This is a genomic window from Novosphingobium sp. BAM6 (genome assembly GCF_057784955.1).
Genome location: NZ_JBYNTR010000002.1, coordinates 173,402 through 188,270, shown reverse-complemented (window position 1 = coordinate 188,270; position 14,869 = coordinate 173,402). Strand labels below are relative to the sequence as shown.

At 62.0% G+C, this 14,869-nt stretch carries 13 protein-coding genes and 1 tRNA gene; 5 read left to right on the top strand and 9 right to left on the bottom strand.

Annotated features, from left to right (window positions below):
• Positions 1-75 precede the first annotated feature (75 nt).
• The 9 genes from AC3EC3_RS09550 to AC3EC3_RS09510 all read right to left on the bottom strand — a co-directional run bounded on the left by AC3EC3_RS09550 (position 76) and on the right by AC3EC3_RS09510 (position 8,196).
• On the bottom strand, positions 76-492 hold the full coding sequence (locus tag AC3EC3_RS09550; protein ID WP_260925832.1) for a DUF3035 domain-containing protein: 417 nt from the start codon (positions 490-492) through the stop codon (positions 76-78).
• Between the two features lie 4 nt (positions 493-496).
• Positions 497-1,027, bottom strand: coding sequence for a signal peptidase II (lspA, locus tag AC3EC3_RS09545; protein WP_488489392.1), 531 nt, complete (start codon positions 1,025-1,027; stop codon positions 497-499).
• A complete protein-coding gene (gene ileS / locus AC3EC3_RS09540; protein WP_488489391.1) occupies positions 1,024-3,852 on the bottom strand; it encodes an isoleucine--tRNA ligase in 2,829 nt (942 codons plus the stop codon). Before ileS ends, lspA begins: the two co-directional genes overlap by 4 nt.
• Before the next feature lie 81 nt (positions 3,853-3,933).
• Complete coding sequence (locus tag AC3EC3_RS09535; RefSeq protein ID WP_488489390.1) at positions 3,934-4,881, bottom strand: bifunctional riboflavin kinase/FAD synthetase; 948 nt, start codon at positions 4,879-4,881, stop codon at positions 3,934-3,936.
• An 11-nt stretch (positions 4,882-4,892) separates the two neighbouring features.
• Entirely contained in the window at positions 4,893-5,522 is a 630-nt protein-coding gene (locus tag AC3EC3_RS09530) for a dihydrofolate reductase (protein WP_488489389.1), read from the bottom strand.
• 127 nt (positions 5,523-5,649) lie between these two features.
• Complete coding sequence (locus tag AC3EC3_RS09525; protein ID WP_488489388.1) at positions 5,650-6,708, bottom strand: 5-(carboxyamino)imidazole ribonucleotide synthase; 1,059 nt, start codon at positions 6,706-6,708, stop codon at positions 5,650-5,652.
• Positions 6,709-6,732: 24 nt separating this feature from the next.
• Positions 6,733-7,188, bottom strand: coding sequence for a 5-(carboxyamino)imidazole ribonucleotide mutase (purE, locus tag AC3EC3_RS09520; RefSeq protein ID WP_488489834.1), 456 nt, complete (start codon positions 7,186-7,188; stop codon positions 6,733-6,735).
• Between the two features lie 40 nt (positions 7,189-7,228).
• Positions 7,229-7,915, bottom strand: a complete 687-nt coding sequence (gene gpmA / locus AC3EC3_RS09515) for a 2,3-diphosphoglycerate-dependent phosphoglycerate mutase (RefSeq protein WP_260925869.1) — start codon at positions 7,913-7,915, stop codon at positions 7,229-7,231.
• 110 nt (positions 7,916-8,025) lie between these two features.
• Complete coding sequence (locus AC3EC3_RS09510) at positions 8,026-8,196, bottom strand: hypothetical protein (protein WP_488489387.1); 171 nt, start codon at positions 8,194-8,196, stop codon at positions 8,026-8,028.
• A gap of 162 nt (positions 8,197-8,358) precedes the next feature.
• On the opposite strand from AC3EC3_RS09510, the gene AC3EC3_RS09505 reads away from it, so the two are divergent.
• The 5 genes from AC3EC3_RS09505 to AC3EC3_RS09485 all read left to right on the top strand — a co-directional run bounded on the left by AC3EC3_RS09505 (position 8,359) and on the right by AC3EC3_RS09485 (position 14,514).
• Positions 8,359-8,433 (top strand) — tRNA-Thr (locus tag AC3EC3_RS09505).
• A gap of 349 nt (positions 8,434-8,782) precedes the next feature.
• A complete protein-coding gene (locus AC3EC3_RS09500; protein WP_488489386.1) occupies positions 8,783-11,569 on the top strand; it encodes a TonB-dependent receptor in 2,787 nt (928 codons plus the stop codon).
• On the top strand, positions 11,569-12,687 hold the full coding sequence (locus AC3EC3_RS09495; protein WP_488489385.1) for a phytase: 1,119 nt from the start codon (positions 11,569-11,571) through the stop codon (positions 12,685-12,687). Before AC3EC3_RS09500 ends, AC3EC3_RS09495 begins: the two co-directional genes overlap by 1 nt.
• Before the next feature lie 92 nt (positions 12,688-12,779).
• On the top strand, positions 12,780-13,412 hold the full coding sequence (locus AC3EC3_RS09490) for a lytic transglycosylase domain-containing protein (RefSeq protein ID WP_488489384.1): 633 nt from the start codon (positions 12,780-12,782) through the stop codon (positions 13,410-13,412).
• Positions 13,413-13,689: 277 nt separating this feature from the next.
• The gene (locus AC3EC3_RS09485) at positions 13,690-14,514 is read left to right on the top strand and encodes a ferredoxin--NADP reductase (protein WP_488489383.1); all 825 of its coding nucleotides are present in this window, start codon (positions 13,690-13,692) and stop codon (positions 14,512-14,514) included.
• Positions 14,515-14,869 lie beyond the last annotated feature (355 nt).

Below are 14,869 nucleotides of genomic sequence, written 5' to 3'. Positions count from 1 at the left end.
TCGTCATCAATAACGAAAAAGGCCGGAGCGATGCCCCGGCCTTTTCATCTCTGTCAGCACATGAACGGCTGTCTATCAGCCACCCACGGCAGTCTGCGCATCACGGCCATCGCCTTCCGGCGCCGCGAGAATCTGCTGAGTTACGCGGTCCTTGGCAACCGTGTAGGTGTTGGGATCGCCCACCGTCGAACGGATCGCCGGATCGGCGGAACCGGCCATGCTCAGCGCATTGGATTCGATCGAACTGCGCGGCTGCGAACCGCCGAACAGCGCATTCAGCGTCTGCTGCTGCACCGAATCATCGGCAGGGCGAGGCTGGCCCTGCTTCGGCGGTGCGATTGCGAAATCAGGCGGAATCACCAGCGGCGCCTGGCGCTGCACGGCAAATTCGTCAGGTCCGGCGTGGTTGAACATGCTGGTGTTGCCGCAGCCCGACACGAGCAACGCACCGCCAGCGACGGCGAGGAGGGCAACGACTTTCTTCATCGGCATCAAATCAACTCTCCGGGGCGGGATCGACCGCGACATCTTCGGGCTTGTCGCGCGAAAGAAGGGATCGGGCAAGGATAAACAGGACACCGAGCGTGATCGCGACGTCGGCAAGGTTGAAGATCAGGAACGGGCGCCACTCGCCAAAGTGCAGGTCAGCATAATCGATGACGTAGCCCAGCGTGAAACGGTCGCGGATATTACCCAGCGCGCCGCCAAGCACGCCGCCCAGTGCCAGAATCTCGAACAGACGCTTTTCACGCAGCAGCCAGATGAACACGAAGCCGGCGATAGCGGCAGTCATCGCCACCAGCGCCCAACGTCCTTCCATCGAACCTGCCGTGAACAGCCCCAGCGAGACGCCGGGATTCTGCGTGAAACGGAAGTCGAAGATCGGCAAAAGATCGATCACGCCCTTTTCGCGCAGCTGCAGGCCATTAACCAGCCAGCCTTTCAGCCCCTGATCGGCGGCAAAGACCACGGCGGCAAAGGCCAGTCCGATCAGGCGGCGTGGCCAGGGATTGCGAACCGTACTCACGCTTGAACCTCACCGTCGAACAGCGCCACGGCATCCTCGCAGCGGCCGCACAGCGTACCATCTTCCGAAACTTCGGGGAGGTGGCGCCAGCAGCGGCCGCACTTGTGGTCATGCGAGGGGGTGACAGTCACGGCCTCGCCCTGCCCACGATGGACTTTCGCGGTGATGAACAGTTCGGCCAGTTGCGCCTCGTCGAAGCCTGCCGGAATGGCGGCCTCCGGCACGGTGACTTCGGCTTCCAGACTGGAGCGAACGGTCTTCTCGCGGCGCAGCGGCTCGATCGCCTCGGTCGCCTGCTGGCGCAGCGCGCGCAGGGCATCCCAGCATGCAGTTTCAGCCTCGACCGCCGGGACTTCCGGCCATTCAAGCAGGTGAACGCTCTCGGCATCGGGGTAACGGCTCTGCCAGACTTCCTCGGCGGTGAACACGATCACCGGTGCAGCATAACGCACCAGTGCCTGGAACAGAATGTCCAGCACGGTGCGATAGGCTCGGCGCGTCGGATCGCCGGGCGCGTCGCAGTAGAGGCAGTCCTTGCGGATATCGAAGAAGAACGCCGAGAGATCCTCGTTGCAGAAATCGAGCAGCGCGCGGACGTAGGTGTTGAAATCGTAGTCGGCGACCGCCGCCTTCAGCGTCGCGTCGAGCTTGCCCAGCAGCGAGAGCACGTAGCGCTCCAGTTCGGGCATCTCGGCTGCGTTCTGTACCGTCTCCGTCGCGTTGTACCCGTCCAGCGCGCCCAAGAGGTAGCGGAACGTGTTGCGCAGCTTACGGTATTGATCCGCAACGCCTTTCAAAATCTCGTCGCCGATGCGGTGATCTTCGGTGAAGTCCACCGAGAGCGCCCAGAGGCGGATGATGTCGGCGCCGTTGGTCTCCATCACCTTCAGCGGGCTGATGGTGTTCCCCAGCGACTTGGACATCTTCATGCCCTTGGAATCCATGGTGAAGCCGTGGGTCAGCACCGCCTTGTACGGCGCATGTCCACGCGTCGCGCAGGCTTCCAGCAGCGAGGACTGGAACCAGCCGCGATGCTGGTCGGACCCTTCGAGATAGAGATCCGCGTGCGGGCCTTCATAGCCTTCGGGGCGCAGCAGTTCGGGCCACTTGCCCGATTCGAGCACGAAGGCATGGGTCGAACCGGAATCGAACCACACGTCGAGAATGTCGGTAACGCGTTCGAATTGCTCGGCATCGTAAGCCTCGCCGAGATATTCCTGCGCGCGGGCATCGGACCAGGCATCGACGCCGCCTTCACGCACCGCCGCGACGATCCGGGCGTTCACCGCCTTGTCGACGAGGTACTCGCCCGACTTGCGATCGACGAACAGCGTGATCGGCACGCCCCATGCGCGCTGGCGCGAAAGCACCCAGTCGGGACGCCCTTCGACCATCGCGCCGATGCGGTTGCGGCCCTTTTCGGGGACGAAGCGCGTCTCGGCGATGGCAGTCATCGCCTTGCCGCGCAGGGTCTGGCCCGCGATGTCCTTGTCCATCGGCACGAACCACTGCGGCGTGCAGCGATAGATCACCTTGGCCTTGGAGCGCCACGAGTGCGGATAGGAATGCTTGTAGTCCGCCGAAGCCGCCAGCAGCGCGCCGGTTTCACGCAGGTCCGAGCAGATCGGGCCGTCAGGCGCGTTGAACTTGGGGTTGATGACCGAGCCCTGCCCCGCCAGCCACAGCCAGTCCTCGCGGTACTTGCCGTCCGCCTCGACCACGAACTTGGGGCCGATGCCGTTGGCCTTGCACAGTTCGAAATCGTCCTCGCCATGGTCGGGCGCCATGTGGACGAGGCCGGTGCCGCTGTCGGTGGTGACGAAATCGCCAGCGAGCAGCGGACGCGGCTCGGCGAAGAACCCGCCGAGTGCGTGCATCGGATGGCGAGCGATGGTTCCGGCAAGGTCGGAGCCATGTATCGTGACTTCAGCCTCATCCCTGTAAAAATAATCGCCAGGAAGCTGCTGAGCCGTTCTTGCGACAAACGCATCAGCCAGATCCCGAGCGACCAGATACTTGGCACGGTCTCCGCCGCAGTTTACCAAGACGTACTCAACGTCAGGCCCATAGGCGAGCGCCTGATTGGTCGGGATCGTCCAAGGCGTCGTCGTCCAGATCACCGCATGGGCGCCGACCAGTTCGGGCACGGCCGATTCAACGATCTCGAACGCCACGTCGATCTGGGTCGAGGTGATGTCCTCATACTCGACTTCGGCCTCGGCCAGCGCGGTCTTCTCGACCGGCGACCACATCACCGGCTTGGCGCCGCGATAGAGCTGGCCGCTTTCGGCGAATTTCAGCAGTTCGCCAACGATGGTGCCTTCCGCTTCCGGGTCCATCGTCAGGTACGGCTTGTCCCAGTTGCCGTTGACGCCGAGGCGCTTCAACTGCTCGCGCTGGACGTTCACCCAGTTCGCGGCATAGGCGCGGCATTCGGCGCGGAATTCCTCGGCCGGAACCTCGTCCTTGTTGCGCTTCTTCTTGCGGTACTCTTCCTCGACCTTCCACTCGATGGGCAGGCCGTGGCAGTCCCAGCCGGGAACGTAGGGCGCATCCTTGCCCAGCAGCGTCTGCGTGCGGGCGACCATGTCCTTGAGGATGTGGTTCAGCGCATGGCCGATGTGCATGTCGCCATTGGCGTAGGGCGGGCCATCATGAAGGATGAACTGTTCGCGACCGGCGCGGGCCTCACGCGTCTTGGCGTAAATGTCGTCCGCCTGCCAGCGCGCCAGAATACCCGGCTCCTTCTGGGGAAGCCCGGCCTTCATGGGGAAATCGGTCTTCGGAAGGAAGACGGTCGGTCTGAAATCGCGCTGCTCGGTCATGACCGGCGGGCACTAGAGCAATTGCGGGACTGTTGGAAGAGCGCTTAGCGTCCTCGCAGCGTCCGCATCGCCGGTTTTCGGTCAGAAACCCGAGACCGGCCGCGCCAGGCCCAGCAGGTCGCGCGCCTGTTCGCAGTCCCGCCCGATCTGCGCGATCAGGGCATCGAGCGAATCGAACTTGGCTTCGGGGCGCAGGAAGTGGTGGAACTCCACCTCGATCTCCTGCCCATAGAGATCGCCGGAGAAATCGAAGAAGTAGGGTTCCAGCAGTTCGATGGGCGGCTCGATAGTGGGACGAATCCCGAGATTCGCCGCGCCGGGCAGCACCCGCCCATCGGGCAGGCGTCCCTTGACCGCATAGATGCCGTAGCGCGGACGCAGGTAGCGCTCCATTTCAAGGTTGGCCGTCGGGAAGCCGATCGAGCGCCCGAGCTTGGCCCCGTGCTGCACGACGCCGCGCACCGCAAAAGGCCGGGTCAGCAGACGCATCGCCGCCTGGCAGTCTCCCAACTGAAGCGCATGGCGCACGCGGCTGGAGGAGATCACGCCCTCCTCGTCGCGCACCGGGCCGACCGTGCGGGCGGACAGACCGAACTCGGCGCCGACGCTCTGAAGCAGCGCAGGACTGCCGGTGCGGCCACGCCCGAAGGTGAAATCCTCCCCCGTCACCACGCCGACCGCGCCAAGCTGCTTGCCAAGAAGTTCGCGAACCCACTCTTCGGCAGCCATTCCCGCCATCGCACGGTCGAAATGGAGCACGAGCATCGCGGTGGCGCCCGCCGCCAGGAACATGTCCTGCCGCTGCTCCAGCGTGGTCAGGCGAAACGGCGGCGCATCGGGTTGGAACAGGCGGACGGGATGTGGATCGAAAGTGGCGACAATGGCCGGACGGCCAAGCTCGCGCGCCCAGCGCACCGCCTCACCCACCACCGCCTGATGCCCGGCATGGAACCCGTCGAAATTACCCAGCGCCAGAACGGCACCGTGAAGGGCATGGGAGACGGGCTGGCGGTTATCGAGGCGAATCACAAAAAAAGGCGCTAAGCCAAAGTAAGAATCTGGTCCAGCGCTGATCTAGTGCCGCCTTGGTGTGGCCATTGGGCACTGCCCACCTTGCGATCACCAACCACGCAGCTTCGATTCTTAGCGATCTCACAAGGCCGCTTGTGGCGCAATTCGATGACCTTAAAATCGAACTCGTCAGCCCCCTCTGCCTCAACCCTATCAACGCAAATTTCACGTAGGTCCCAATCTTCCAGTTGACCTATGACGCTCGGGTCGAAGAACGCATCAGCCTGTGGAAAATCACCGTTAACGATCGTAACCAGATAGCGATCAACATATGGTGAAAACGCCAAATAAGTTTGCGCGCCACCAATGACAAATGCCTCTTTATCACCAATGCCTTTTCGCAATTTCAGAGCGTCTTCAATACTCCAAGCCTGATGACAACCAGCATGCTCATCGAAGAGATGATCTTGATGGGAAAGGACGATATTTTCTCGTCCTTTGAAGCATCCTCCGACAGAGGCAAATGTTTTCCTCCCCATAATCACGATGTTATCTAGAGTGGTTTTCTTGAAAAATCTCAGGTCGGATCGCAAGCGCCAGGGCAAACGATTCTGCACGCCAATTTCACCGTTGAGGCCAACGGCAACGATTGATGTCAAACTATGAGGCGATCTAGGAGCCATTGTTCACTTAGAATCCTGACATGGGCCCAAAGCAAGAGTCAGTTTAGCCACACTAGATGCTAAAACTGTTGCCATTATGTTGAGCTGCTGTGGATAAGAAAAATTAGTCCAGCACCAGCCGGGTGACGTGCCCCATCTTGCGACCGGGGCGCGCTGCCGCCTTGCCATAGAGATGCAGATGGTTCGCCGGGTCGGACAGGATCGCTGCCCAGTCATGCGCGTCGTCGCCGATCAGGTTGCGCATCACGGCACCGCGCGTGACCAGCCCCGGATCGCCGAGCGGCAGGCCGCAGATCGCGCGGACGTGGTTCTCGAACTGGCAAGACAGCGCCCCTTCGATGGTCCAGTGCCCCGCATTGTGGACGCGCGGCGCCATCTCGTTGAACACCGGACCATTCTCGGTCGCGAAGAATTCGAGCGTGAGGACACCAACATAATCGAGCGCTTCGGCCACCTTGGCAGCGAGAGCGCGCGCTTCGGGAATCTGCCAGAGGATATCCTGCGGCGTCGGCACCGTGCTGGTCGCCAGAATGCCCTGCTCATGAACGTTGAGCGCCGATTCGTAGAACCGCACCTCGCCATCCGCCGCACGGCACACGATCACCGAAAACTCGGCGAAGAAGGTGACGAAGCCTTCATAGATCAGCGCTTGATCCGGCAGATCGAGCCCCTCGGCATCGCCCGGCGCCATGATCCGCCACTGGCCCTTGCCATCATAGCCGTCCCGCCGGGTCTTTAGGATACCCGGCGCGCCAATCGTGGCAATCGCCGACATCAACTCTGCCTGCGAATCGACCGGCACGAACGGCGCGGGCGTACCGCCCAGTTCGGTGACGAAACGCTTTTCCGACAAGCGGTCCTGCGCGGTTTCCAGCGCTCGGGTATTCGGCAGCAGCGGCACATCGCCCAGCGCGGCGAGCGGCGCCACCGGCACATTCTCGAACTCGTAGGTTACGACTGCACAATCCGCTGCGAACTTCGCCAGCGCCTCGGCATCGTCCCAAGCGGCACAGGTGAAGGCAGCGCTGACTTCGGCCGCGATGGAATCGGGCTCTGGCGCATAGATGTGGCAGCGATAGCCGAGACGGGCGGCAGCTATCGCGATCATCCGGCCAAGCTGGCCGCCGCCGAGAATGCCGATGGTTTCGCCGGGAGCAATCATGTCAGGTTCGAGGCGCTTTTCAGATCAGGAGGGACGCTGGGCAACGCTGGCGGTCTGCTCTTCGCGAAACGCCTTCAGGCGCTCCGCCAGATCAGCATCGCTGGTCGCAAGGATGGCGGCGGCGAGCAGACCGGCATTGGCGGCGCCCGCTTCACCGATCGCCAGCGTGCCAACAGGAATTCCCGCAGGCATCTGGACAATGGACAGCAGACTGTCCTGACCGGACAGCGCCTTGCTCTGCACCGGCACACCCAGCACCGGCAGGTGCGTCATCGCCGCGACCATGCCCGGTAGGTGCGCCGCGCCACCGGCACCGGCGATGATGACCTTGAAGCCTTCCGCATCGGCGCCCTTGGCGAACTCGACCAGACGGTCGGGCGTGCGGTGGGCCGAGACGATGCGCGCGTCATAGGCGATGCCAAGCCCATCGAGCATGTGGGCCGCACGCTGCATCGTCGGCCAGTCCGACTGGCTGCCCATGATGATGGCAACCGGGGGGACAACGGGAGTGGTCACGAGATCAACGCTCCGAGAGATAGTAGCGGTCGAGCACGGCCAGATCGCTGTCGAGATCGTAGACGATCGGCTGGCCGGTCGGGATTTCGAGGCCGGTGATCTCGTCATCCGAGATTCCCGAAAGGTGCTTCACCAGCGCGCGCAGCGAATTGCCGTGCGCCGCAACCAGCACCGTAGCGCCTGCCTTCAGGTGCGGCACGATCGAGCCTTCGTAATACGGCAGAACGCGCGCGATGGTGTCCTTGAGGCTTTCCGTCATCGGCACGTCGATGCCTTCGTAGCGCGGATCGGTGGAGAGATCGAAGGTGCTGCCCGCTTCCATGACCGGCGGCGGGGTGTCGAAGCTGCGACGCCAGATCTTGACCTGCTCGTCGCCGTGCTTGGCGGCGGTTTCCGCCTTGTCGAGGCCGGTAAGCCCACCATAGTGACGCTCGTTCAGGCGCCAGTCCTTGGTTTCCGGAATCCACAGCAGACCGGCCGCTTCCAGCGCCAGGTGCAGCGTCTTGATCGCGCGGGTCTGGAGCGAGGTGAACGCCACCGTCGGCGCGATGCCCTTCGCCTTTAGCAGTTCACCCGCCGCGCGGGCTTCCGCCTCGCCCTTTTCCGTAAGGTCGACATCCCACCAGCCGGTGAAGCGGTTCTCGAGGTTCCACTGGCTCTGGCCGTGGCGAACGAGGATCAGGCGTGGCAAGGCGACGGACTCCTGCAGATTGGGCCGCGCGATGTCCCGATGGAGGCGCGCGGGACGGTCATGATACGTTGCCGACGCGAAGAAACCGCGCCGAGCGACAGGCCCTAGCTTTAGACGGCCGGTTTGGAAAGAGCGCCCGATTCGCTTTGTTCGGCGCCCTGTGTCGCACCAGACGCATCGCCCGATGCCGGTTCGGTCTGCAAGGCGCGTGCCTGCACCTTGCGACGGCGAAGATTTTCGCGAAGCTTGGCGGCGAGGCGATCCTCGCGACTTTCGGGCACGCGCGTCGATCTTGAAAGGGGTTCTTGAGCGGGGTTTTCATCGGTCATGGCTTGCCCGATGTGGCGCGATGCAAAACAATGTGCAACCCGCCCTTGACAATCCCCTCGGACGCAGACATTAGCGCGCCCCTGTCCCGGGCACCAAACGGTCCCCCGCCGGACGCTGCTGTAGCTCAGTGGTAGAGCGCACCCTTGGTAAGGGTGAGGTCGGGAGTTCAATCCTCCCCAGCAGCACCATCTCTCTTCCAGACTTGGTGATTTGGTAACGATCAGGTGATTTTCGCACCTGAGCGGATCTTGTTGCGTGCGACCGAAGTTTCGCCCGATTTCATGACATATTATCAACGCCATGACAGGGCTCCTGTGCCCCCATCAAGCCGGATGACGCTCTTTTGATTTTCTCGGAACGCATAAGAATATAACGGAATTGCACAGCTTTTCCGATGGAGAACTCCATAGCGTCAGGCGGATACCGAAACTGTTGCACACTCGCATCGTCATTGAATTGACATCAAAGTCACGATTTACCGTCACACATTCCACCTAAGGCGCCCCCAACCGCATTGTTGCAACAGGGGCTGCAAGCATGAAAACCTCTCTCCGCCTTCTCGCGGGCCTGATGGCCAGCGCATCGTTCGCCACTATCGCTCATGCCGGAGAGGTTGCTGGCAACATCGCCGATTCGACCGGCACCCGTCCGCTCGAAGCCGCCACCGTCCGCATCGTCGAACTCGATCGCTCCGCCCAGACCGACCGCGCCGGTCATTTCATTTTCGGTGAGGTTCCGGCCGGAACCTATACGTTGCAGGCCACTTACGTCGGCGCAGAACCTATCACCCGCACGATCACCGTTCCGCAGACCGGCAAGGTCGACGCCAGCCTGTCGCTCACCGGCATTGGCAATGCGGACATTCTCGTCGTCGGCCAGGCTGCCACGCAGGCAAGCTCGCTGTCGCGCAAGAAGGCGGCGGACGGCGTTTCCGATGTGCTCACCCGCGATGCCGTCGGCGAATTTCCCGACCAGAACGTTGCCGAATCACTGCGCCGACTGCCCGGCGTCAATATTCTCAACGATCAGGGCGAAGGCCGCTTCGTCTCGATCCGTGGCCTAGATCCCAGCCTGAACTCGACCTCGCTGAACGGCGTGCGGGTGCCTGCCCCCGAATCGGACGTACGGTCGGTTGCCCTCGACGTCGTCTCGTCGGACACCATCGAATCAATCGAGGTGAAGAAGTCGCTCACTCCCGACATGGACGCAGACGCCATAGGCGGCTCGGTTGAGATCAAGACCGTCAGCGCCTTCGATCGCAAGAAAGACACCTACTCGGTCAATCTTGAGGGCAGCTACAACGACTATTCGGGCAAGATCACACCCAAGGGCAGCCTGGACTTCACCAAGAAGCTCGGCGATAACTTCGGCGTTGCCGGTTCGGTCAGCTACTACAAGCGCAAGTTCGAGACCGACAATATCGAGGCCGACAACTGGGATGTCAGCAACGACGGCGTCGCCTACACCCCAACCGTCGAATATCGTGACTACGACGTGGAGCGCACGCGCATCAACGGCGCGCTTTCGTTCGACTGGCGTGCCAGCGACACCACCAAGGTATACCTGCGCGGCAACTGGGCGCAGTTCGACGATCATGAGTATCGCCGTCGCACCTCTTTCGAGTTCGACGAGGCACCGACCAGCGGCACCGACACCTCCGCCCTGTTCGACGATGCCGACGGCGAGATCAAGGTGACGCGCGACCTCAAGGACCGCTTCGAGCGCCAGCGTATTCAGTCCTACGTGCTGGGTGGCGACACCGATACCGGTGTGTGGACCTTCAAATGGCTCGCCAGCTACAGCAAGTCGAGCGAGGAAGAGCACGGTTCGATCGATCCCATCGCCTTCGAAAGCAAGTTCGAGAACGACGGTGTTGCCGTAAACTGGGATTACGCCAACCGCCGTATCCCGACCTATACGCTCACCAGCGGCGCGGATGCGGTCAACAACCCCGCAAACTACACGTTCGACAAGACCGACGTCACCACCCTGTCGGACAGCCGGGATCGCGAATATGCCCTGAAGGCCGACCTTGGCCGCACGTTTGCGACCGACAAGGGCGATTTCACCATCCAGGTCGGTGCCAAGCAGCGCTGGCGCAAGAAATCCTACGATGCGACCATCACCACGTATGAGGCTGGCGATGTCGATTACACCATGGAGGACTACCTCGGCACGCAGACCTATCGCCTGAACGGCATCAGCCTCGGTCCGGTTCTGGCAAAGTCCGCCGGTCGCGACTTCATGACAGCTTACGGCGATACGCTGGAAATCGACGAGTACGGCTCGACCGTCGATTCGAATTCGAGCGATTACAGCGCGGTCGAGAACATCACCGCTGCCTATGCCCTCGCCCGCTGGGACTCCGACGCGCTTCGCGTCATCGGCGGCCTGCGCATGGAGCGCACCCACAACGAATTGACCGGCAACCTCGTCACCGATGACGACAGTTACGATCTGCCGCCGATCGAACAGGTCCGCTACACCCGCAACTATACCAACTGGCTGCCCAGCCTGACGATCCGCTATTCCCCGCAAGGCAACATCGTCGCGCGTCTCGCGGGCTACAAAAGCCTGATGCGTCCGAACCTTTCGGACCTGGCGCCGCGCTACACCGTCAACGAAGATCGCGAAGCCGAATTCGGCAACCCCTACCTCAAGCCCTATCAGGCGTGGAACCTCGACGCAGGCATCGAATGGTACTTCACCGGCAACGGCGCGCTGACCTTCTCGGGCTTCTACAAGTCGATCGATGACTACATCGTCACTCGCTACTACACCGGCGACGAAGCCGTGGTCGATGGTGTGAGCTATGAAGAGCTTCGTATCCCGGAGAACGCCAGCAAGGCGACCGTGGCGGGCTTCGAGGCCAGCTACAGCCAGGCCTATACGATGCTTCCGGCTCCGTTCGATGGCTTTCTGACCCAGTTGAACTACACCTACACCTACTCGAAGGGCACGCTGTTCGACGATGATGGCGTTGCGCGCAACATCACCCTGCCTTCGTCGGCCCGCAACACCTTCAATGTCGTGCTCGGCTACGACAAGGGGCCGCTCGATCTGCGTCTCGCCGGCACCTATCGCGACAAATACCTCGACGAGGTGGGCGACAGCGCCGAGGAAGACCGCATGGTCGACAATCATTTCCAGCTCGATTTCTCGGGCAAGATCGAAGTGACCAAGGGCGTGCGCCTGACTTTCGACGTCATCAACATCAACAACGCCAAATACTTCGCCTACCAGAACTACGCGGGCGGCCAGCGTCTGCTGCAGTTCGAGAAGTACGGCCCGACCTACAAGGTCGGCGTGCGGGCGACGTTCTGATGAAGGCGCCTCTCGCGATGATCGTCGGAGGTCTGAAGCAGGGGTCGGGAGCAATGCTCCCGGCCCTTCTTCCTGCCGTCCTCCTGCTTGGCGGTTGCGCCACGACCGGGACGCTCCCCGCCCCTCGCTATCCTGCGGCAGACGTGGCAGCGACGATCGAAACCAGCCCCGTAGGCACCCCCAACACCGATGCCGCCGACGATCCGGCGATCTGGCGCAACCCGACCGATCCGGCAAAAAGCCTGATCCTCGGCACTGACAAGAAGGCAGGCCTTTACGTCTACGGCCTCGACGGTGCGGTCCATGACTTCATCGCAGCAGGTGCTCTGAACAACGTCGATCTTCGCACCGTGCGCCGCGTCGATGGCTCGAACCTGATTCTGGCCGCCGCCAGCGATCGCACGGACAAGGCCAACCCGCGCGTCGCGCTGTTCGCGCTGGATGGCCTCCGCGCGAAACTGACCGCACTTGGCAGCGAACCCTTCCTTCCACCCAGCCATGGACCGGCAGAAGCGTATGGCTTCTGCATGGGCAGCGCATTGGCGCCAGACGAACTTGCCCGTGCCTATGTCGTGCTGAAGAGCGGGGAAGTTGCCGAAAACCGGCTGATCGAGAAGGCCGGGCGGATCGTTCCAGAATACCTGCGCAGCGTGAAGGTGGCCACGCAATCCGAAGGCTGCGTAATCGACGATACCACTCATACCCTTTACCTCGCCGAAGAGGATGTGGGCATCTGGCAAGTGAATCTGAAGGCCAATACGCTCTCACCCAGAGCTTTCGCAAAGGTCGGACCGGTGGACGAACTGGCTGCAGACGTCGAAGGTCTCGCCATCGTCCACGAGGGACCGCGAACATGGCTGCTGGCCTCCAGTCAGGGCGATAACGCCTACGCGGTGTTCGATGCAAAGACTGGCCACCTCGCCGGTCGGTTCCGGATTAACGGTGGGCCAATCGACGGCACCAGCGACACCGACGGCATCGAGGCCATGGCCGGAGATTTCGGCCCCGGATTTCCCGGCGGCGTGTTTGTCGCACAGGACGGTGACAATGCGCCCGATGCGCAGAATTTCAAGCTGGTGCCCTGGCGATCAATCACCACCGCTCTCAAGCTGGACTGAGGCGCTTGCGCTGTGGACGACTCACAATTGAGCACAGTGATGCGATACGATAAAAGCGCACATACGGGCATCCGGGGGGACCTGCGTTGAGAATGGGATCGACATCGCTGGGGCTATCGCTGCCCCTCATCGCGCTGTGCCCTATTTCGGCGCAGGCCGACGTGATGCAGATCGGTCCCGCGGGCTATACCTGGATCGCCGGAGCCCCGTCCGGCACGGCCGAGCCGCCAATCGATCAGGACGGCAACGGCATCGCCGAAGTGGACGATAGCCTCAATTTCGCAGACGAGGTTCCGCTTAACACGGAATCTCTGACCATCGCTGGCGATCCGGTCGGCCCGACGCGCTGGCATCAGCGCATTGCCCAACTCGCCGTCAAGTACGACATCAGCCCCAGCCTTCTCGAAGCTGTCGTCTGGCAGGAAAGCCGCTGGAACGAGAGCGCCGTCTCCCGTGTCGGCGCACGCGGACTTGCCCAGCTGATGCCCGGCACCGCACGGCAGATGGGCATCGATGCGAACGATCCTGCGGCCAATCTCGAAGGCGGTGCGCGCTATCTGCGCCTCCAGCTCGATCGCTTTCACGGCAACGTCGAAAAGGCATTGGCGGCCTACAATGCCGGTCCGGGGCGGGTTCAGCAGGCTGGCGGCGTACCGAACATCGCCGAAACCCGGGCCTATGTTGCCGCGATCATGGGCCGCCTGTCTTCCCCGATTCGACAATAGCCCACAAGGTTATCGCGAACCATTCTCAAGTCGTATTTTACCCCTCGAAAGCAAATGTATCGGTCGCGTAAGCGCACAGTCGCTTGCCCTGCGGCGCGAGTTCGGCCAAGGGACACTGCGATAAAGTCCGGGCTTGAACCCGGGTCCGTTCGTGCGGCGCGGTATTTTTCCAGCCTTGCGCCCGTCCGGACGATCACCGCATCCAGTCAGTGCTTCACGCATCGGCCGGATGAGGATGAAACGCTGCCCCCGCGATTTTTCTGAGGAATGGTTTGTCATGAGTGAACAGCAGGAGACCGCAGCCGTAACCGGTCTCGAACCCACCACCGCGCTGTCGGTCGAAGAAGTGCTTTCGGTCACGCACTGGAACGAACATCTCTTCAGCTTCAAGATTTCGCGCCCGGCCTCGTTCCGTTTCCGCTCGGGCGAGTTCGTGATGATCGGCCTGCCCGGCGAAGGTGGCAAGAAGCCCCTGCTGCGCGCCTACTCGATCGCCAGCCCGGCCTGGGCCGAGGAACTGGAGTTCCTCTCGATCAAGGTCGAGGACGGCCCGCTGACCTCGCGCCTGCAGAAAATCCAGCCGGGCGACCAGATGTACCTCGGCCGTAAGCCCACCGGCACGCTCGTCACCGACGCCCTGCTGCCGGGCAAGCGCCTGTTCATGCTCGGCACCGGCACGGGCTTGGCGCCATGGATGTCGCTGGCACGCGATCCGGACGTGTACGAATACTTCGAGCAGGTAGTGATCGTTCACTGCGTGCGCCGCGTCAGCGACCTTGCCTATCGCGAAGATCTGGAAGGCCGTCTTTCGGAAGATCCGCTGGTCAGCGAGGAAGCAGCCCAGCAGCTTCGCTACGTGCCCACCGTCACGCGTGAGGAATTCCACACCTCGGGTCGTATCGGCGCCCTGATCGAGAGCGGTCGCCTGTTCGAGGGACTCGACGGTGAAGCGAAGCTCGATCCAGCTACCGACCGCATCATGCTGTGCGGCAGCATGGACATGATTCGCGACCTCTCCGCCGATCTGGAAAAGATGGGCTTCGTCGAGGGATCGAACGCCAAGCCCGGCGATTTCGTGATCGAGCGCGCCTTCGTCGGCTGATCGGAACTGTCGGAAATTCAAGAAGCGGGCTCGCAATTGCGGGCCCGTTTTTTGTTTGTCCAAAGGCTTCTATAACCCTGCGCCAAGTCAAAGTGTGCAAATGCACATTTCGCCTTAGCTTATAGGCTGTACCCAAAACCACTTTGCTTAATCATGTCTGCGCAGGTCTACGGACAATCAAAGGATCACGGATCCTAGCCGACGGCGCGCAAAACGCACCGCGAGTCCACGGGTCGTACCGGGATTGAGGACAGGAAAGGTTCCCGACAGCGCAAGTTGCCGGGCTGCGCGCTGTTCCGGCTATCAATCCGTTTTTCTGAACGAAATACGACAAACGCCACACATTTTCGAAGGC

What these genes read in the sequence shown, in the direction of transcription:
- AC3EC3_RS09550 (WP_260925832.1), bottom strand. Translation starts at nt 492, where the DNA reads ATGCCGATGAAGAAAGTCGTTGCCCTCCTCGCCGTCGCTGGCGGTGCG.
- ileS (WP_488489391.1), bottom strand. Translation starts at nt 3,852, where the DNA reads ATGACCGAGCAGCGCGATTTCAGACCGACCGTCTTCCTTCCGAAGACC.
- AC3EC3_RS09525 (WP_488489388.1), bottom strand. Translation starts at nt 6,708, where the DNA reads ATGATTGCTCCCGGCGAAACCATCGGCATTCTCGGCGGCGGCCAGCTT.
- purE (WP_488489834.1), bottom strand. Translation starts at nt 7,188, where the DNA reads ATGGGCAGCCAGTCGGACTGGCCGACGATGCAGCGTGCGGCCCACATG.
- AC3EC3_RS09500 (WP_488489386.1), top strand. Translation starts at nt 8,783, where the DNA reads ATGAAAACCTCTCTCCGCCTTCTCGCGGGCCTGATGGCCAGCGCATCG.
- AC3EC3_RS09495 (WP_488489385.1), top strand. Translation starts at nt 11,569, where the DNA reads ATGAAGGCGCCTCTCGCGATGATCGTCGGAGGTCTGAAGCAGGGGTCG.
- AC3EC3_RS09490 (WP_488489384.1), top strand. Translation starts at nt 12,780, where the DNA reads ATGGGATCGACATCGCTGGGGCTATCGCTGCCCCTCATCGCGCTGTGC.
- AC3EC3_RS09485 (WP_488489383.1), top strand. Translation starts at nt 13,690, where the DNA reads ATGAGTGAACAGCAGGAGACCGCAGCCGTAACCGGTCTCGAACCCACC.